Consider the following 19092-nt stretch of genomic DNA (forward strand, 5'->3'; position numbering starts at 1 on the left):
AGAAAATAAAAAATTCTTTATTGATGATGATTTAGATAATTAACATCGTTTTCTTGCTTAACCATTGGTACAGTTTAATTCAATAAGACGTGTGTCACATTGGAGGATAATTTTTTGCGTGATAGAGCTGCTGTTGTAATTGTGAAAAATAACAAGGTTGGACTGATTAAAAGAATTAGGAACGGTTCTGTTTATTATGTTTTCCCTGGAGGTGGTATTGAAGACGGTGAACATCCTGAGACAGGAGCAAAGAGAGAAGCCTTAGAGGAATTGGGTGTAAAAGTCAACGTTACTGAGTGCTTTGCGAAGTTAGAGTTTAACGGTACACAATACTTTTTCTTAGCTGAAATTATCGAAGGAGTTTTTGGTACTGGGCAAGGTGAAGAATACACCGATGAAAATAGAGATCGAGGAACATATTTGCCAATATGGATAGACATAAAGAAACTATCATCCTTTGACGTCAAACCGAAAGAAATCTCATTAAAAATACAATTTAACTTCAACTAGCGAACACTTCTAAAACTGCACAGTACAACAAATGGGCTTGGAGATACTTTCCAAGCTCTTTTTCTGATGTCTCAAGAAAGGAGAAATTTACCACTCTTTTATACTAGTAAATTACCTTATATCTTCTAATTTTCAAGGAATATATTACCTTTATAAATTTCATAAAATCTTTTTGTGAAAAGATTCTGAAAAGATGTATAATACAGTTTAACTATTGTGGGTTATCTAAATCCCCGTAAATATAAAACAAGGAGATGGAACTATGACAACTTACAATTTTAACGTTACTTTAAGCACAACCAAAAAGGAAAAACCGCCAGCGGATAATCTTCAGTTCGGTAAAACTTTTACCGATCATATGTTTATTATGGATTATTCAGTAGGACTTGGCTGGCACGACGCAAGGATCATTCCCTATCAAAATATTTCATTAGATCCCGCGTCGGTAATTTTCCATTATGGTCAATCAGTTTTCGAAGGTTTAAAGGCATATCTAACCAAAAAAGAACAAGTGCTTTTATTCAGACCTGATCAAAACTTTAAGAGATTTAATATATCAAATGATCGTTTATGCATTCCTCATATTGATGAAGAACTTGCATTAGAGGCACTTAAGCAACTCATTCAAATTGATCGTGAATGGATTCCTGTAGCAGCAGGCACATCTTTATATATTCGCCCGTTTATTATCTCCACCGAACATTATTTAGGTGTCGCACCATCCACTAACTATCAATTCATTATCATTCTGTCTCCTGTAGGTTCTTATTACAAAGAGGGACTTTCACCTATAAAAATTTCTGTCGAAAGCGAATTTGTTCGTGCCGTTGTTGGTGGAACTGGTACTGCAAAAACAGGAGGTAATTACGCATCTAGTTTAAAAGCACAGCAACTATCTGGTGAACAAGGCTATTCCCAAGTACTCTGGCTAGACGGTGTTGAGCGTAAATATATTGAAGAAGTAGGCAGTATGAATATTTTCTTTAAAATTGATGGAGAAGTAGTGACTCCTGCAATAAACGGCAGTATTTTAGAAGGAATCACACGCAAATCTATCCTTCATTTACTTCGATACTGGGGTGTACCTGTATCAGAACGTCGTGTATCAATTGATGAAATTAAACAAGCCTATGATGACGGAAAACTAGAAGAAGCATTTGGCACCGGCACTGCAGCTGTCATTGCCCCTATCGGAGAATTGTTCTGGAAAAATGAGAAAATGACAATTAATAATGGCCAAACGGGTCAAGTCTCACAAAAATTGTACGACACGTTAACAGGTATTCAAACAGGAACAATCGAAGATCCATTTGGTTGGGTTCAAGAAGTACCTAGTGACGTCGAGGCGATGCTACACGCTAGTTTAAGCAATCGTTAATAAATAAAGGCTCTCTATTTCCTGTTGGAAATGGAGAGCCTTTTTAGTATTCACTTACTAAAATATTGAAAATATAAATTGGGTTAGGTTGGGTATTGGCTTTAATATATAAGTTAAATTCGAGTTAGAAGTCCCTTCGGATGAAGAAGACCCATCATTATTTCATCGATAAAAGTACCGTTAGCTTTTAGACTACCTTTCTTTTTTCCTTCTATTATAAATCCGAATTTCTCATACAGAGCTTGTGCACCAGGATTTGTTACGAGGACGCCAAGTTCGACTCTTTCAAGTAATAGCCAGTTGTCTGCAAGATCAAGCATTTTCGTAAGTAGTGATTTCCCAATCCCTTTTTTATGATGTTCACTGTCTACACCTATGAATAAATCACCTGTATGTGAACGTCGACCTTGTCCCTGGCTTAAACCGATAAATCCAACAACAAGACCATTGAGTTCAGCAACAAATTCATATTGATTCGGACCTAAGTTTTGCAGTCTTTTTTCCATAGCATCTACTCGCATGCTTGGAAGAAAAACCATATACGGTAAAACGCCATCCTGTATACAAATACAATGTATTGAACTAGCATCCTTTATCTGAACAGCGCGAATTGTTATGTCCATTCCACTATCTCCTCCATTACAAAAAGAATCATTTCACTAAAATTCTCCTTAAAATAGAGAAACTCCTTCTTCACAGGATATTTAGTTCATCCACTCACTCTTAAGTTTTTTTTGCACACAAAAAAAGCACCCATTAAGGATGCCATTTTTTCATTATAAGATTTTTATGAAGGTGAAGGTGGTGGTGTTTCATCTAAGGTTGCCATACTATCATACGCAACAAGCGTAACTCCAATTTTAGCTTCGAGCTCACTAATTTCTTGTAATTGCTCACTATCCAGTTGAGCCAGTTTATTTTTATCCATCATATCAATCACCCTTTCTATTAAGGTTAATATGCCCATCACAAAAAGGAATATACCAATTAAAAAATCGAGAGTGAAAATTGCACTCTCTGCTGCTTGTCTATGTTGTAGATAGCGTTTTGTTGTGTCTATGAGCGGATTTTTGTCGTCTATGAGCGAGTTTCTGTCGACTATCAGCGGATTTTTGTCGTCTATCAGCGAGTTTCTGTCGACTATCAGCGGATAAGCCTATTCTATCGGCGAAACGATAAAAAACTCCATGATTACTGCTTCACAGTATCCCTCACTCTGCCTGTTTCTCTGCGCAGTATCCAATGTCCCCTAAATATTCCATACAATTTCACAAAACCAATTTCCAGAAAACAAAAGCGTGTCTATGAGCGGATTCGTGTCGACTATGAGCGGTTTTCTGTCGACTATCAGCGGATTTTTGTCGTCTATCAGCGAGTTTCTGTCGACTATCAGCGGATAAGCCTATTCTATCGGCGAAACGATAAAAAACTCCATGATTACTGCTTCAAAGTAACTCAAACTTTATTAAACCTTAAAAAGACCCTCCAAAAGTTCACATGAACTCTCGAAAGGTCTTTTAATTTGTTATCGGTTATTTCCAGTTTGTGTGGAAAGAGCCTTCCATATCTGTACGCTGATACGTGTGTGCACCGAAATAATCGCGTTGTGCTTGTAATAGATTGGCATTGGAATCGCCTGTACGGTAACTATCAAAGTAAGTCAGCGCAGCACTTAATGATGGAGCTGACATACCCGACAACATGCTTTCTGCTACCACTTTTCTCATCCCTAGTTGATACGCCTTCGTTTTTTCAACAAAGGTTGGCGCAATCAATAAATTAGCTAATGACTCTTGTGCTTCATACGCTTCACTAATCGTGTTTAAGAACTCCGCTCGAATGATACATCCGCCTCGGAAAATAAGCGCGATATCTTGTAATGGTAAGTTCCATCCATTAAGTTCAGAGGTGATTTTATATTGCGTAAACCCTTGCGCATAAGCACATATTTTACCCATATATAAACCTTGTCGTACACACTCTATCCACAGCTCACGATCTAATTCCTCAAGTTGAGCCTCTGGTCCTGTCAGTATTGCTGATGCATGAACTCGCTCATCTTTTACTGAAGAAAGGTAACGAGCAAATAATGATTCGGTAATAATTGAAACCGGGATTCCATTATCGATTGCTTGAATGCTTGTCCATTTACCTGTGCCGTTTTGACCTGTTTTATCGAGAATAACGTCAACAAGTGGTTGGCCAGTTTTGTCATCCATTTTTCTTAAGATATCAGCTGTGATTTCAATCAGATAACTTTTCAGTTCCCCTTGATTCCACTTTTCGAAGATATCGGCAATTTCATGTAACGGAAGATGAAGTCTATTTCTTAAGAATGTATAGGCTTCAGCAATGAGTTGCATATCGGCATACTCGATACCGTTATGCACCATTTTCACAAAATGACCTGCTCCTTTAGGACCCATGTAAGCACAGCAAGGAGTTCCGTCAACTTGAGCTGCAATCTTCGTGAAAATAGATGCCACCTTGTCATATACTTCTTTTTCTCCGCCAATCATGATAGAAGGACCTTTCAAAGCTCCTTCTTCACCACCAGACACACCAATCCCTAAATAATTGATTCCGTGAGTGCTCAATTCATCAAATCTTCGTGCCGTGTCTTGATAATTTGAATTCCCACCGTCCATGATGATATCGCCTTTCTCAAGGTGAGGAACGAGTGATTGAATCACTGCATCTACCACTGGACCTGCTGTGACCATGATAAAGATTTTTCTTGGAGATTGTAACGACTGCACAAAATCCTCAAGTGTATAATATGGATACATTTCTTCATATTCATTTTTTTGCATAAGCACGTCTGTTAAATCTCTCGTGTAATTATAGACAGCAACTTTTTCACCTTTACTCGCCATGTTTAAAGCGATACTGCTGCCCATGACACCTAAGCCCAAAACGCCTATCGTATTACTCATATAACTTCAAACTCCTTTTTAAACGACTAAACTTAATAATAATATAAACCCAAGTCCAGCAACAGAAATAATCGTTTCAAGCAATGTCCAAGTTGCAAATGTTTCTTTCATCGTTAAACCGAAAAACTCTTTAAACATCCAGAATCCTGCATCATTTACATGTGAAGCAATTAAACTTCCTGCTCCCGTTGCTAGTACGACTAAAGCTAAATTAACATCAGTTGCACCTAATAAGGGTATCACCAAACCGGCTGTAGTTAAAGCAGCAACAGTAGCTGATCCTAATGCGATACGTAAGATAGCAGCGATTGTCCACGCAAGTATGATAGGTGATAATGTCGTGTCGCTGAATAATTCCGCAACGTAGTCACCAACTCCACCATCAATTAGTACTTGTTTGAAAGCACCACCACCACCGATAATCAGTAGCATCATCCCAATACTTGCGATTGCTTTTGAACAAGTATTCATGACTGTTTTCATCGGAATATTTCTAGCTAGACCCATAGTATATACAGCAAGCAGTAAAGATAACAACATAGCAGTAGAAGCATTACCTACAAAACGAACAACTTCGAAAAACACATTATCATCTATTGCATTTGTTTTTTGAATCATGGTAATAATCGTCGCGATCGCCATTAAAATAACTGGGAACATCGCTGTAAATACACTGATACCAAAACCAGGTGTATCTTCAATTTTAAACGTTTTTTGTTCACCTAAAGAAGCGATATCACCTGTACGTGTAAATGAATCCGGTACAAGTTTTTGAGCAAGCTTCGTAAATAAAGGACCCGCGATGATTACGGTTGGAATAGCAATAATAAATCCGTAAAGTAAAACTTCCCCAATATTAGCTCCGTACTCTCCAGCTATTACTGTAGGTCCCGGGTGAGGCGGTAAGAAACCATGTGTCACTGATAGTGCAGCGGCCATCGGAATCCCTAAGTATAAAATAGACACTCGTAATTGTTTTGAAATCGAAAATACAATCGGAATTAATAATACTAATCCTACTTCAAAGAACAATGCAACACCAATAATAAATGAAGCAACTACAACCGCCCATTGAATATTTTTTTCACCGAACTTGTCGATTAGGGTCATCGCAATGCGTTGCGCGCCTCCAGAATCAGCAATTAAACTACCTAACATTGCACCTAGACCAAAAATTAATGCTAAATGGCCAAGTGTCCCGCCTAGTCCAGCTTCAATAGAACCAACAATACTATCTAATGGCATACCTAAAGCTAAAGCAACAACAAAAGAGACAATAATTAATGAAACAAACGTGTTTAATTTGAATCCCATAATTAAAACAAGTAACGTGACGATTCCAATCGCAACAATAACTAACGGCATGACAATTCCCCCAAAATTAATTTCTATTTTTTAATTAAATTCCTTTGATACCTTGCAATACTTGTATATTCTTTCTCTAATACCCTCGATAAATTAATAAATATCGGCAATAACTCACGATATTCCTGGACATCAGTTTCTATTGGTGTGTGCTTAAATGTGCTGCCAATCATCTCAGATACCACATCAAATGATTCGACTTTACCAGTAGCATATAATCCTAAAATACAAGCTCCTAGACATGAGCTTTCATAACTTTCTGGAACAACCACTTCCAAATCGAAAATATCAGCCATCATTTGGCGCCACACATCTGACCTAGCGAAGCCCCCTGTTGCTTGAATACGTACAACTGGTTCATCCATCACTTCAAGTAAGGCCAAAAACACAGTGTAGAGATTGTAAATGACGCCTTCCAAAGCAGCTCGAATCATATGTTCTTTTTTATGCGACATCGTTAACCCGAAAAATGACCCTCTCACGTCAGGATTCCACAGTGGTGCACGTTCACCAGCTAAATAAGGGTGGAATAACAGCCCATCTGAACCTGGTCGAACACGTTCAGCAATTTTGGTTAACACTTCATATGGATCAATGCCAAGTCTTTTTGCCGTCTCAACTTCTGATGATGCAAATTCATCTCGAATCCAACGCAAAACCATTCCACCATTGTTAACAGGACCACCTATTACCCAATGTTTCTCGGTCAATGCATAACAAAATATCCGACCTTTATCGTCTGTTTGTGGACGGTCAATAACGGTCCTAATGGCACCACTCGTTCCAATCGTTACTGCTACTTCCCCTTTGCCAATGGCATTTACCCCGATATTCGAAAGTACCCCATCACTTGCGCCAATGACAAATGCAGTTTGCGTACCTATACCAAGCTCTTGTGCGATTTCCGGGTTACAATTCGTAAAAATCTCCGTAGTGGGCACAAGCTCTGAAAGTTGCTCAGGCGTAACACCTGCAATTTGCAACGCTTCTTCATCCCAATCTAGATTTTTAAGATTCATCATCCCCATCGCTGAAGCCAAAGAGTGATCTACCACATATCGATCAAAGAACTTTTTAAAAATGAATTCTTTAATGCCAATATATTTCTTCGCTTTGGTAGCTATTTCAGGTCGATCATTCACAATCCACGTAATTTTACTTAACGGCGACATCGGGTGAATCGGTGTCCCCGTCCGTTTATAAACTTCGTGACCATTTAACTCTTCTTTTATTTTACGAGTCCAAGCTTCACTTCGATTATCTGCCCAAGTAATACACTGCGTTAGCGGTTGGTCATGTTCATCTACCACAATTACGCTATGCATCGCACTACTGAAAGAGATAAATAGTAAGTTCTCCGAGGAGATTTGAGAAAATGCCATACAATTCTTAATAGCTTGTAAGACCGCCTGATAGATTTCTTCCGGATTCTGTTCTGCCGTTGAAATATCTGGTGTATGAAGAGGGTAACCAATATTCTCTTGTTGAATAATTTCGCCTTTTTCGGTAAATAAAACCGCTTTCGTACTGGTCGTTCCTATATCTACGCCTAACATATAGTTCGTCATTTTATTGCTCCCCTTCTGTCGTGAGCATTTGTTGCGACATCCAAAGGTCTTCTACTGTACCTTGAACATCTTCAAAGTTTTGATGTAAAGCTTGAATCATAATCTCTCGATCCTTTGTTTCAATCGCTTTAATGTAAATCTCATGATTTTTTAAGATACGTAAAAAATCATCTGACTTCTCTTCTATTCGCATCCGCATTGATAACAGAATCAAACTCTCCATAACTGGTTTCGTGTTATTCCAAATCAGTAAGATATAAGAATGATTAATGGACCGAATAATCGTTTCATGGAACAACACATCTTGATAGGAAAACTCATCTGCATCTTTATATTTAATAGCGACTTCCATCATTTCGCGTATTTTACTAAGTTCTCTTACAAGCTCGCTCGTATCTATTTTCAAAATCCGTTCATAAACAAACGTCTCTATGAGCAAGCGCACATCATAAATTTCCTTAATGTCCTGATCAGATAAACCAACAACAACTGCGCCCATTCTCTCTAAGCGAATTATATTTTCCGAAGCCAAAATTTTTAGTGCTTCCCTGATTGGGGATCGACTAACATCAAATTCCGCCGCTAATTTATTTTCGGATAACACGCTGCCCTGCTGAATCATGCCAGAAATTATACGAATTCTCAGCTCACACGCCAAACGCACTCCAGTGGAAGCGCTTGCATTCCATTTCGAAGGATAGACAAATCCATTTGATTTAGTCATGATTTCACTTCCTCAATTTAAGTTCTGCATACTTGTATACAAGTATGATAGTACACATATATTAAAATGTAAACGCTTTTATTGCTCATGGCCATTGCTTATTTTCCCATAGGAAAAGGCAGCTGAAGATGCACATTCAGCTGCCTTCTACTCCCTTAGTTATTAAGTCATAGGGAACTCTATCATAAAAGATGTCCATCTTCCCACTTCACTGTCCACCTTAATTTGCCCTCCCATGCCTTTAATCAGACTGAAAGATACCATCATCCCGAGGCCAGTTCCGGTGTTCTTCATTGTGAAATATGGTTCTCCCAGACGATTAATCTGTTGTTGCGTCATCCCCTTACCTTCATCTCGTATTTCAATGCGAACCATAGGGTAGTCAGCAAATATGTTGATTTGCACTTTCCCTCCCTTTGGCATCGACTCAATACCATTTTTCACAATATTGATTAGGGATTGTTCGAATTTTTTCCGATCTCCCGAAATATAAGATTGCTCATTCTCTCCCCAATTGGTGAATAGTTGAACGCCATGCATATTTGCCAATGGAGTTAGAACATTTACGACTTTTTCAACTTCCTGGAAAATAAATACCTTCTCTACTTTTTCTGGTGCTGGTTTAGCAAACGTTAAGTAATCACTAATGATATCTGTTGCCCGGTCGAGCTCTTGAATAGCGGTGCCTAGGTACTGTTTAATTTCAGGTGACTTTTCTTCTTCATAGGAAAGTTGCAAAAATCCTTTGCACGTCGTTAACGGGTTTCTCACTTCATGCGAAATGCTCGCAGCAAGATGACTAACCACTTCCAATTTCTCTGCTTTCATAACCTTCTCCAACAAATCCGAGTTCATTCGAATCATTTCAATCAACAGAGTTGCCATCAGCGTTCCCACGATTGTGATAACAAAATATTCAATCCACATCTTGTTAGTCAAATTCACATTGAAAAGCATGGTTGAAGTGAAATACGTCACTTGCGTTGATAATAGAACTAACAATCCACTCATCCATAATTTTTTTTCTAATGACATTTTTAAATAATAACGGGCTACATACCTAAGAATAATTGCCATTGAGGTAAAAGTGATAATTGAAATATACAACCCATCCGTTACCCCCCAGAGCATAAGGCGAATAAAAAGCATGAATGACAACAAAATGAAAGCCGTATTTTTTCTGCCATACAAAATACCGATAATGAAAGGAATTCTCCGTAAATCCCAATATAGCCCGTCCGCAACTGAAAAAGGAAACAGCATACAAAGGATGATTGATATCATGCAAAGAATGGTGACAAGCGTATCTTTCAAATTATCAATTTTATAGACAAACTTCCTCAAATAAAACATTTGTAGCAAAAATAATGGAAGTAGGATGAATAGAAAATTTATAAGCAAGTCTTTTGTGATAATATCCATTTCAGCACCCGACCTTTTACATAAATAATCCCTCAATATGACAAATATATATACCATTAGACATTGTTAGAATATTCTAACTTTAGATTACCTATTCTTTATCTACCTTGCAATACTAATTTAAAAATATTAATACTAATAAGGTTGTTAATGTGCTTTTTACATTTCTAATTTTAAAAAAGAGCTTGTTACAATAATTTAATGTGCATTTACATAACCATTACCTCCCCTTCATTAAAAATTAAAACTAGTAGTCTATACTCGGTTTATTCGAGGATTAGGAGGAATGATGAATGTTTAATAAGAACTTCAAAAAGAAACTTATACCTTTCGCTGTTATGACATCTGTTGCATTTGCTAGCTTAGGAGGGTCGATCCCTTCTGCAGAAGCAAAAGAAAAAAAGGGCAACGATGCAGAAATTAAAAATGTCATCTTTTTAATTGGGGATGGAATGGGCGTTTCTTATACAACTGCTTTCCGTTATCTACAAGACACTCCCAAAACAAAATTCGCAGATCGTACAGAGCTCGATAAATATCTAGTTGGTCAACAAATGACATATCCAGAAGATCCATTACAAAACATAACTGACTCTGCTTCGGCTGCAACCGCGATGTCTGCAGGTATTAAAACATACAATAACGCCATTGCTGTAGATAATGATGGATCAGAAGTTAAAACTGTATTGGAAGCTGCGAAAGCGCAAGGAAAAGCAACTGGACTTGTTGCCACATCTGAAATAACTCATGCAACTCCAGCTTCATTTGGTGCACATGATGAAAGTCGTAAAAACATGAATGCGATTGCTGATGATTATTATGATGATTTAGTGAATGGTCAGCATAAAGTGGATGTTCTTCTTGGTGGAGGAACTGATTTGTTTGCTCGAAACGATCGGAACCTTGTTGAAGAATTTAAAAAAGATGGTTTTAGTTATGTAACCAATAAGGAAGATTTATTCAAGGATACGAATAAACAAGTTGTGGGTTTGTTCGCTGAACGCGGTATGCCAAAAATGATTGACCGTTCAAAAGATACGCCTTCTTTAGGAGACATGACAACTTCGGCTATTGATCGTTTAAATCAAGACAAGGATGGTTTTTTCTTAATGATCGAAGGAAGCCAAATTGACTGGGCTGGACATGACAATGATATAGTTTCAGCTATGAGTGAAATGGAAGACTTTGAAAAATCATTTAAAGCAGCCATTGAATTTGCAAAAAAAGACAAGCATACCTTAGTCATCGCAACTGCTGATCACTCCACTGGTGGTTACTCTATTGGAGCCAATGGGATTTACAACTGGTTTGGTGAGCCAATTAAAGCCGCAAAACGCACACCTGATTTCATGGCAGCTGAAATTGTAAAAGGTGCAGACGTAGAAGAAACACTCCAAAAATACATTGACCTTGAGCTGACTTCTAAAGAGATTCAATCTGTGAAGGATGTAGCTACTAAAAAAGAAGTAGATATTGATAATGCCATTGAAAAAATCTTTGACGAACGATCAAACACAGGTTGGACTACTAGTGGTCATACTGGCGAGGATGTCCCTGTTTATGCCTTTGGACCTTCTTCTGAACGTTTTGCAGGTCAAATAGAAAATACAGACCATGCAAAAATCATTTTTGATATTTTACAAAAGGGGAAAAACAAAATGATTATTGACGACAAATAAATTTCTAGCTGGAACATGCTTAATATCGTCAAAAGGGTCTGACATTGTTATTTTGAGTCAGACCTTCTTTTCAAATAATGACATATGGATGGAGGATTACTTTTGAGAAAACATTTAGTCTTAATGGCATTTTTTCTACTAGTCATATCAGGATGTTCCAATAGTAATGCGGCCCCTGCAATAGAAAAACCAGCAAATCTTGATTATTTGAATGACTACGATTCTAATCCACAAGTGACTGATGATCGTTCGCTACTAGAGGTTGGACAATCTGTTTCAGACGAAAAAGGTGAAGCTACGTTAAAAGCAATTAATCAAGTCAATAAGACTTATGAAGAAGGTCCAATAAAACTCACTGTGAAAGATATGAAAATCATTCACCTAAGACCAGATTACAGCCTTATCGATTACTTTCATGTGTTAACACAAGAAGAGGAATTTGATTTTGTAAAAGTATTTCTTGAAATTGAGAACACTTCCACAGAAAAAATGAACTTCGCGCCAATTGCCCTTATAGAAACGAGCACAGGCGAAAAACTAGATTGGGAAAAGGATATTTATCTTGAAGAATTAAACGGTGAGATAGAAGGAAATGAAATAAAAAAGGGCAACTTAGGATTCATATTAACGTCCACTGAAGACCTTGAATGGATTGAAATAACGACAAGTGATGTGTTTAATAAAGACGAAGAGAAAATTATCGATTCACAAAAAATAAAAATCAACTTCTAGATATGAATAAGAAACCACCAGGATGTTAGGCCCCTGGTGGTTTTATGTTCTATATTATTGAATAGAGAATTCTTCTTGTTTTAATAATTCTTCTGGTTTTTTCCCAATCGGATCTTGATGGAAGTATTCACGAATCACACCATCTTCAAGATAATTAGCAATAGACACCATAATCATCCCTTGATCGAGTGCAAGATACGCTTTTGCAATTTCCCCAGTCTCGACGTTTACAGAGTCATAAAAACCATACTTGCTATATAAATCGAACTCTTTTAACGCTTTTATGTTTTTCTGAACTTCTTGTGGTGCATAATCTAGAGCTAAAAATGTAGCATGCGCTGTAACGGTTGCCCCATCTTTATAGCCCGATGTACCAAGAGGAGTAGCGGCGAATTCACTATAACCGTCAGGAGTAGCGGCTGGAGAGAAGCCCCATGCTTTATATCCTTTTTCCTTTGCATAAGCAATTTGAACATCCACATGACGCTGATTATTTAAACCTAACGCTTTTGTTCCAAGGTCTTTTTCCTTTAAAACAATACCTGGCATAAGACCTTCAAACATACTTCCTCCCCAGCTTGGAACATACTTAATTCCACTATATTCATAGTGTCCTTCAAATACAGAAACCCCATCATATTGAGTGGTATATCCATTTGGAATTTGTGCTTGCCAATCCCATTCTTGAGGTAAAGTTCGATACATTTTCCACCAGTGTTCTTTTGGTACGTCCCCTTTACCAATCGAAATATAACTTCCTACACGAGGCTCAGTGTAAAACATTCCATAATGATGATCAGTTAGTTTTCCTGCGGCCACATCATATCCACCACGGAACTGACCAACTTCTGCATCATAGAGTGTTGAATAATCCATATTTTCAACGAGTGTACTAGTTTGTCCGTTCAATTCTTTATACGCTTGTCCAACGACAATTAATCCTGCAGAAAGCCAACCATTATCAACTTGAGAGATAAATTGTCCCCAGTCTTTTTTTAGTGTGCCGTCTTTCGTATAGTACCAGTTGTAATAAAGACCATTCCATTTCTCTAGCTTTTCTAACGTGTTAATTGATACTTGAAGTCGTTTAACAGCATCCTCTTTTGTAATAATGCCCATCTGTTCCGCTGATACGGTACTCATCATATACATCGCAATATTTGTTGGAGATGTATGAGCTGCTTCTGTCTTACCTTCATCAGTAAAACGCACCTCATCGTAAGTCATCCCTGTGTTTGGATCTGTATGATCCTGAAAATATTTATAGGTCTTCTTTGCAATCGCTTTCAATTCTGCTTGTAAAGCAACCTCTTTTCCAAAATCACTTGCTGAAGCACTTGGTGTAAGGACTAAATTCGTAAAAAAGCTGAAGACGATTAACAAACTTACAAATTTCACTTTATTCATGATTTTCTCCTCTCAAATTTCAATAGTTGGTTATTTGTCGAAACGTTTCAACAACAGTTTAACATGAAATATGAGATTATTTCTCAATATTCTGTTAATTGGTTAATTACTCACATTGTGTCTTAGGTATAACGAATCGATAATAATTCTTGTTCGAAGTTATATTGGGCTATAGAAAGTAGATTCTGGTAAATTAATTTGTCAGCGCCAAGCGACTTAAAAATGAGGAACTGGTGTCTTTCTCCAGTGGAATACTGTCTCTCTCCAAGCGAATGGACGAAAAAGGTCATTGAGTGGACGGAAATCCTAGTTGAACGGACGGAAACATCAAGTGAATGGACGGAAATCCTAGTTGAATGGACGAAAACATCAAGTGAGTGGACAGAAAATAATTTCAAACTTCAACTTCAAAAAGACTCTATAGCCTAAGCTGGCTAATAGAGTCTTTACAAATTGATATGAAATTTGTTTTATTCGCCACTACCTGGTGCAAAAATAGTAGAAACAAGCTCAGCGACATACGCACTGCCGTCGTTATCTTCTACACCTTCAATCATCATCGCAAGAATAAAGGTAGGGTTTTCGGAGTTATACGTAACAAAGAACCCATTTTCCTTGCCTCTTTCTTCTCCCCCTGCTTTTAGTTCAGCTGTACCGGTCTTTCCTGCAAGCGGAACTGACGGAAGATTGGCAGCTGGAGCAAAGCCATCTACGACAACATTGCGTAAGCTCTTGCGAAGAATCGCCGCATTTTCAGCACTGACAAGTCCCTCTTTCCACACTTGACTCTTTTCATCTTCCATTAAAAGCGTTGGCTTGTACATTACACCGTCCGTTATAAAGACTTCATACATCGAAGCTAGATGCAAAATATTTGTCAACATCTCCCCTTGTCCAAATGATGTATCCGCAAGCGCTCCTAGAGAAGCAATTTTGCCGTCATTTGAAATTTGCGAAGCCTTCAAATTATAAATGAATGGAATTTCTTCTCCATAACCAAAGCCATTTAGCCCCTCAATGAAAGTTTCAGTTCCCATATCAAGTGCTTCTCGAGCAAAATAAATATTGTCAGAATAGACAAGTGCTTTATTTAAATCAATTGGATTCGGTGCTTCAGGATGGACACGTGTTACTTTGTAATCCCCTCCCCAAGAAGGGTCGCTCCACGTTGGACCGTTAATCGTTAAACCTTCAGTTGGGTCAAGAGTTCCGGCTTCCATCCCAATAGTAGCAGTGATGGGCTTTATTGTTGAACCTGGCGCATAAGAATACGCAAACCGTGTTAATAGTGGATTCAAAGGTCTTCCCTTCAGTTCCTCGAGCTTTTCACCACTCATGCCGAGCATAAATTCGCTCGGATCAAATCCTGGTGAACTCACAAGAGCAAGTGTTTCACCGGTTTTCGGATTGACAGCAGCACTTGTACCCGCTTCACCTTTCATCGCTTGATACGTTTTTTCCTGCAACTCAGCGTCAATCGTCAATGAAACCGTTTCGCCATTTACAGCAGGTATTTCAGCAACCGTAATCGTCTCAGCGCCTTTTTCAGGCGGCTTGATATAGATACGTACGCCACTCGAACCACGAAGCCTATCTTCCAATAACAACTCCATCCCTTGACGCCCGATAAGGTCAGCTTCTGTATATCCTTTACCTTTTAGTTCCTTCAATCGTTCAGCTGTAATGCTTCCGATATAACCCGATACATGGGACAATGCTTCTCCATATGGATATTCACGCATCGGTGTTTCCCGATACGTTACTCCCGAAATTTTAATGGCCTCGTCTAATAATGTAGTTTCATTCTTTGCTACTTTTTCAATCGGTACAATTTGATCGGGTTTGACCCAACTCTGATCTAACTGGCGATCAATATACTCAACGGATGTACCCAACAGTTCTGCAAGCTTTGTCTTACTTGCTTCATCCGTGAATTTCCCTGGTACAACACCTATTTCTTCCCCTTTACCGTTAATCGCAATGGGTTGTCCATTTCGGTCAAGAATTTCACCGCGGGCAGGCTGACTAGTAGAAATACCGACTGTATCCTTTTCCCCAAGTTCAGGAAAAATGAACGATGTATCCCATTTCACAAACCAATTTTCAGCTTCATCACGTGTTTCGTTCACCAATGTAATTGTTTTCTCAAATTCCACTGGACCCGCAACTGTATCCATAGACACTTTTATCGGAAAATCTGCAGGTTTCTTCGCATTCCATTCCGTATCTTTTGCTGGCTTCTTATAAGTTACCTTGACGTTTTCAATGCCCAAATCCTTTTGCAGACTTTCTTGTCTCTCTACAAAATTCTCTTTACTAAAAAGTTCTTTCGTCCCTTTGTTCAAATAGTCTTTGTACATGGCAGCAAAATCACCTTTATTCCAGTGACTCACATATTCCGCCAATCGATCTTCTGGCGTAGCTTCCTCCTGACACCCAGTCAAAAGGATGACAAATAATAGTGATAAAACACCCATCAAACCCTTTTTCATTTCATAGCCTCCAATTTATCACCCAAAGGTTCTTTAATAAATATCAAATCATTCACTCGACCATTTCACCTATTCGAGATTGTCTATTAATGGTAACATATTGCCATTAATATTGTTTTAATTACCATTCTTTTGGTAAACAAAAAATAAAACCTCCTGCTCATAGAAAAAAGGCTGCTGAAGATACAATTTCAGCAGCCTCTTACCTATTCTATTTTTGATACAGTTTTAATTAATTACCACCACTATTTAAAGCTATACGGTGTTCAAATGCTTGTTGTAATGTTCGAGTGACTCGGCCAGGTTGACCGCTGCCGATTTGCGTTTGATCGACTTGAACAACCGGACATATTTCCATCGCGGTACTAGTGATAAATACTTCTTCCGTTTCGAGTAGTTCGTTAACGGTAAACGCTTCTTCAACGACTCGGAAACCATTCTCTCTCGCCATTTCAAGTACTCCGATTCTCGTGATTCCGTTCAAAATCAGGTTATTTATTGGATGGGTGTAGATGACATTTTTTTCAACCATATACACATTGGATGAACTTCCTTCTGACACAGTCGCTCCGCGATGCATAATCGCCTCATCACAACCATGTTTTTTGGCAAGTTGTTTCGCTAGAACATTTGGCAATAGGTTTAAACTTTTAATATCGCATCTCTTCCAGCGAATATCCTCAGTCAAAATGGCATGAATGCCGTGTGTCGTTTTTTCCACTGGACGTTCCGCATGTTGAACATAAGCTACCAGCACAGAAGAAGCACTTCCAGGGAAATGATGGGCTCTAGGTGCGACTCCACGTGTAATCTGTGCGTAAATATATCCATTCAACAATCCATTTTTTTCAACAAGTTGTTTTAAATTACGCGTGATATCCTCCAATGGATAAGGCAATGCCAGTTCTATTTTTAATGCACTAAGTTTTAGACGTTGCACATGCCTTTCCATTTCAAAGCAGACACCGTCATATACGCGAATGAACTCGTACACTCCATCCCCAAATTGATATCCGCGATCTTCAATATCAACAATTGCATCATCCTTTTCCATAAACCCTCTATTAAATAAAATCATTCGAGTTCCCCCCTTTTATGCAACTAATCATCAATCTAAAAACACCCCATATCCTGAAGAGATATGAAGTGCATTAGTCCGGTTTACAACAACTTACTTAAAAATTCCTGCGTTCTTACTAACATCCTCATCTTCTCGATAAATAATATGGGACTTCCACCCAAATTATTCCTGTCGTTTATAATCTATCGAAAATAAACACTATTATCTTAAATCAAGGAGCAAAAATTTTTCTACAACGAAGCTAGCTGAGTGAAAAATTTTCTGTGACGAAACTAGTGAAGCGATGCAGGAGCAATTTCTTGTGCGACGAGTAACCGCAGGAGCAATAGGTTTTTGTTTTTTGCTGATTTTTGAATCAATTTTATAAATGCCTTTTGATGGATGATACTCTAATATTTGAAGGGTCTTCCTTTTTATTTGTTAAGAATTTCGGTCATTTGATTGGAGTGAAGGGCGGCGACTCCAGCGGGAAAAGTGTGTCCAGGTGTGACCCCGCAGAAAGCGTAGCGAACGAGGAGGCACACGGACCACCCGCGGAAAGCGTCCGACCGTAACGGAAATCGACAGAATCTCTATTTTTAGAATGTTCGTGTTTTTATCCAATTTTATGATTTATGAAATCGACTCACCTTTTTACTATTAAGATGCGGCAAGCGCAAATGTACAATAAACAACCTACCGTTTATCAAAGCCTAAATAAAAAAAGCCCTGCCCATCGCAAATTGCGATGAACAGAGCATTTTCAAATGATATTATTTTTTTGTTAGTAAATAGATAAAATATGGTGCGCCGATTAATGCCACCATCACCCCAGCCGGAAGACCATTTGGTTCTACGATATTACGACCAATTGTGTCTGCAATGAGTAGAAGCCAACCACCAATCAGCAAACTAAGGGGTAAAAACAACTGGTGACGAGGACCAATAAGAGTTCGAGCAATATGAGGTGCCATCAAGCCAATAAATGAAATACCTCCAGTAACTGACACGGCAGAAGCAGCTAATGCAACTGCAGCTAACGTCAGAACAATACGTTCTTTTTGCACCGACAGGCCAACACCAATTGCCACTGGTTCACCTAACCCTAGAATGTTTAGGCGGTTCGCCTTCATCAAAGCAAAAGGCACGAGCACAATCAACCAAGGTAGGATTGCTAAGACAAACGGCCAATCTGTTCCCCAGATATCGCCAGCAAGCCAGCGTGCAATGAAATCTACTTTGATACGATCGGCAGAAGAAATCATTACAATCATGGCGCCTGATAAAGCCATGGACATACCTACCCCTACCAATACCAGACGCACTGGCTGCATACCGGTCGTTCTACTGTAAGAAAAGACATAAATAATGACTGCCGTCAGCAAAGCACCTAGAAAGGCTACAAATGGCAAAACGTAAATAAATGAACCGGCTTCTGCAGGAAAGTATAAAAAGAATATCGCAACTGCAACACCAGCACCCGCATTAATACCGATAATTCCGGGATCCGCCAGTTCATTACGTGTAATCCCTTGGAGCAAAGCACCCGATAAGGCCAGTGCCATTCCCGCCAAAAGCGTAATGACAATCCTAGGCAGACGGACAGAGAAAAGAACGAATTCTTCTTTAAATTCCCCTTGTCCAAGGATCGTCGGAATGATTCGATCGTATGACACGGAGGAATACCCGAGACCAAGTCCAATGACCGCTGTTGCCGTAATCAATACCGAAAAGACAATCAACAATAACCGTTGTTTTCGAATAATGGATTTTTCTATCATGAGAAACTTTGCCCTCCTTTTCGTACAATGTACAAGAA

Annotated in this window: 16 protein-coding genes; 5 read left to right on the forward strand and 11 right to left on the reverse strand. The window is 38.6% G+C overall.

The annotated features are described in order from the left end of the window. The first annotated feature begins 114 nt into the window (after positions 1-114). A complete protein-coding gene (locus tag WBG45_RS06440) occupies positions 115-510 on the forward strand; it encodes an NUDIX hydrolase (protein ID WP_424413039.1) in 396 nt (131 codons plus the stop codon). A gap of 262 nt (positions 511-772) precedes the next feature. Beyond that, positions 773-1888 (forward strand): branched-chain amino acid aminotransferase, encoded by a 1116-nt coding sequence (locus tag WBG45_RS06445; protein ID WP_424413041.1) that lies wholly within the window; start codon positions 773-775, stop codon positions 1886-1888. 113 nt (positions 1889-2001) lie between these two features. Here WBG45_RS06445 and WBG45_RS06450 read toward each other — a convergent pair whose 3' ends face one another. The 7 genes from WBG45_RS06450 to WBG45_RS06480 form a co-directional block, all read right to left on the reverse strand. Further along, positions 2002-2511, reverse strand: coding sequence for a GNAT family N-acetyltransferase (locus WBG45_RS06450; RefSeq protein ID WP_424413043.1), 510 nt, complete (start codon positions 2509-2511; stop codon positions 2002-2004). Between the two features lie 164 nt (positions 2512-2675). Then, positions 2676-2819 (reverse strand): hypothetical protein, encoded by a 144-nt coding sequence (locus WBG45_RS06455; protein ID WP_424413045.1) that lies wholly within the window; start codon positions 2817-2819, stop codon positions 2676-2678. 601 nt (positions 2820-3420) lie between these two features. Then, a complete protein-coding gene (gene gnd, locus WBG45_RS06460) occupies positions 3421-4824 on the reverse strand; it encodes a decarboxylating NADP(+)-dependent phosphogluconate dehydrogenase (RefSeq protein ID WP_424413047.1) in 1404 nt (467 codons plus the stop codon). Positions 4825-4842: 18 nt separating this feature from the next. Further along, entirely contained in the window at positions 4843-6189 is a 1347-nt protein-coding gene (locus tag WBG45_RS06465; protein ID WP_424413048.1) for a GntP family permease, read from the reverse strand. A gap of 23 nt (positions 6190-6212) precedes the next feature. Beyond that, on the reverse strand, positions 6213-7757 hold the full coding sequence (gntK, locus tag WBG45_RS06470) for a gluconokinase (protein ID WP_424413050.1): 1545 nt from the start codon (positions 7755-7757) through the stop codon (positions 6213-6215). A gap of 1 nt (position 7758) precedes the next feature. Further along, a complete protein-coding gene (locus WBG45_RS06475) occupies positions 7759-8481 on the reverse strand; it encodes a GntR family transcriptional regulator (RefSeq protein WP_424413052.1) in 723 nt (240 codons plus the stop codon). Positions 8482-8643: 162 nt separating this feature from the next. Then, complete coding sequence (locus WBG45_RS06480) at positions 8644-9903, reverse strand: ATP-binding protein (RefSeq protein WP_424413054.1); 1260 nt, start codon at positions 9901-9903, stop codon at positions 8644-8646. Positions 9904-10196: 293 nt separating this feature from the next. Here WBG45_RS06480 and WBG45_RS06485 point away from each other — a divergent pair, with 293 nt between their 5' ends. Both WBG45_RS06485 and WBG45_RS06490 read left to right on the forward strand, forming a co-directional pair. Continuing rightward, positions 10197-11582, forward strand: coding sequence for an alkaline phosphatase (locus WBG45_RS06485; RefSeq protein ID WP_424413055.1), 1386 nt, complete (start codon positions 10197-10199; stop codon positions 11580-11582). An 84-nt stretch (positions 11583-11666) separates the two neighbouring features. After that, positions 11667-12314 carry a hypothetical protein gene (locus tag WBG45_RS06490; protein ID WP_424413057.1) on the forward strand — a complete coding sequence of 216 codons (648 nt, stop codon included), beginning with the start codon at positions 11667-11669 and terminating at the stop codon, positions 12312-12314. 54 nt (positions 12315-12368) lie between these two features. On the opposite strand, the gene WBG45_RS06495 is transcribed toward WBG45_RS06490, so the two are convergent. Next, positions 12369-13721 carry a glucoamylase family protein gene (locus tag WBG45_RS06495; protein ID WP_424413059.1) on the reverse strand — a complete coding sequence of 451 codons (1353 nt, stop codon included), beginning with the start codon at positions 13719-13721 and terminating at the stop codon, positions 12369-12371. 222 nt (positions 13722-13943) lie between these two features. On the opposite strand from WBG45_RS06495, the gene WBG45_RS06500 reads away from it, so the two are divergent. Then, positions 13944-14150 (forward strand): hypothetical protein, encoded by a 207-nt coding sequence (locus WBG45_RS06500; RefSeq protein ID WP_424413061.1) that lies wholly within the window; start codon positions 13944-13946, stop codon positions 14148-14150. Positions 14151-14191: 41 nt separating this feature from the next. On the opposite strand, the gene WBG45_RS06505 is transcribed toward WBG45_RS06500, so the two are convergent. The 3 genes from WBG45_RS06505 to WBG45_RS06515 all read right to left on the reverse strand — a co-directional run bounded on the left by WBG45_RS06505 (position 14192) and on the right by WBG45_RS06515 (position 19054). Further along, on the reverse strand, positions 14192-16213 hold the full coding sequence (locus tag WBG45_RS06505; RefSeq protein WP_424413063.1) for a penicillin-binding transpeptidase domain-containing protein: 2022 nt from the start codon (positions 16211-16213) through the stop codon (positions 14192-14194). A 232-nt stretch (positions 16214-16445) separates the two neighbouring features. Further along, entirely contained in the window at positions 16446-17291 is an 846-nt protein-coding gene (gene dat, locus WBG45_RS06510; RefSeq protein ID WP_424413064.1) for a D-amino-acid transaminase, read from the reverse strand. Positions 17292-18046: 755 nt separating this feature from the next. Continuing rightward, complete coding sequence (locus WBG45_RS06515) at positions 18047-19054, reverse strand: FecCD family ABC transporter permease (RefSeq protein WP_424413066.1); 1008 nt, start codon at positions 19052-19054, stop codon at positions 18047-18049. Between the last annotated feature and the right edge of the window lie 38 nt (positions 19055-19092).

The organism is Paenisporosarcina sp. (assembly GCF_049671445.1).
Classification (GTDB): domain Bacteria; phylum Bacillota; class Bacilli; order Bacillales_A; family Planococcaceae; genus Paenisporosarcina.

Coding starts and splice junctions, on each gene's coding strand:
- WBG45_RS06490 (WP_424413057.1), top strand. CDS start 11,667: ATGGATGGAGGATTACTTTTGAGAAAACATTTAGTCTTAATGGCATTT.
- WBG45_RS06475 (WP_424413052.1), bottom strand. CDS start 8,481: ATGACTAAATCAAATGGATTTGTCTATCCTTCGAAATGGAATGCAAGC.
- WBG45_RS06480 (WP_424413054.1), bottom strand. CDS start 9,903: ATGGATATTATCACAAAAGACTTGCTTATAAATTTTCTATTCATCCTA.
- WBG45_RS06515 (WP_424413066.1), bottom strand. CDS start 19,054: ATGATAGAAAAATCCATTATTCGAAAACAACGGTTATTGTTGATTGTC.
- gntK (WP_424413050.1), bottom strand. CDS start 7,757: ATGACGAACTATATGTTAGGCGTAGATATAGGAACGACCAGTACGAAA.
- WBG45_RS06465 (WP_424413048.1), bottom strand. CDS start 6,189: ATGCCGTTAGTTATTGTTGCGATTGGAATCGTCACGTTACTTGTTTTA.
- gnd (WP_424413047.1), bottom strand. CDS start 4,824: ATGAGTAATACGATAGGCGTTTTGGGCTTAGGTGTCATGGGCAGCAGT.
- WBG45_RS06500 (WP_424413061.1), top strand. CDS start 13,944: ATGAGGAACTGGTGTCTTTCTCCAGTGGAATACTGTCTCTCTCCAAGC.
- WBG45_RS06505 (WP_424413063.1), bottom strand. CDS start 16,213: ATGAAAAAGGGTTTGATGGGTGTTTTATCACTATTATTTGTCATCCTT.
- WBG45_RS06450 (WP_424413043.1), bottom strand. CDS start 2,511: ATGGACATAACAATTCGCGCTGTTCAGATAAAGGATGCTAGTTCAATA.
- WBG45_RS06495 (WP_424413059.1), bottom strand. CDS start 13,721: ATGAATAAAGTGAAATTTGTAAGTTTGTTAATCGTCTTCAGCTTTTTT.
- WBG45_RS06455 (WP_424413045.1), bottom strand. CDS start 2,819: ATGATGGATAAAAATAAACTGGCTCAACTGGATAGTGAGCAATTACAA.
- WBG45_RS06485 (WP_424413055.1), top strand. CDS start 10,197: ATGTTTAATAAGAACTTCAAAAAGAAACTTATACCTTTCGCTGTTATG.
- dat (WP_424413064.1), bottom strand. CDS start 17,291: ATGATTTTATTTAATAGAGGGTTTATGGAAAAGGATGATGCAATTGTT.
- WBG45_RS06445 (WP_424413041.1), top strand. CDS start 773: ATGACAACTTACAATTTTAACGTTACTTTAAGCACAACCAAAAAGGAA.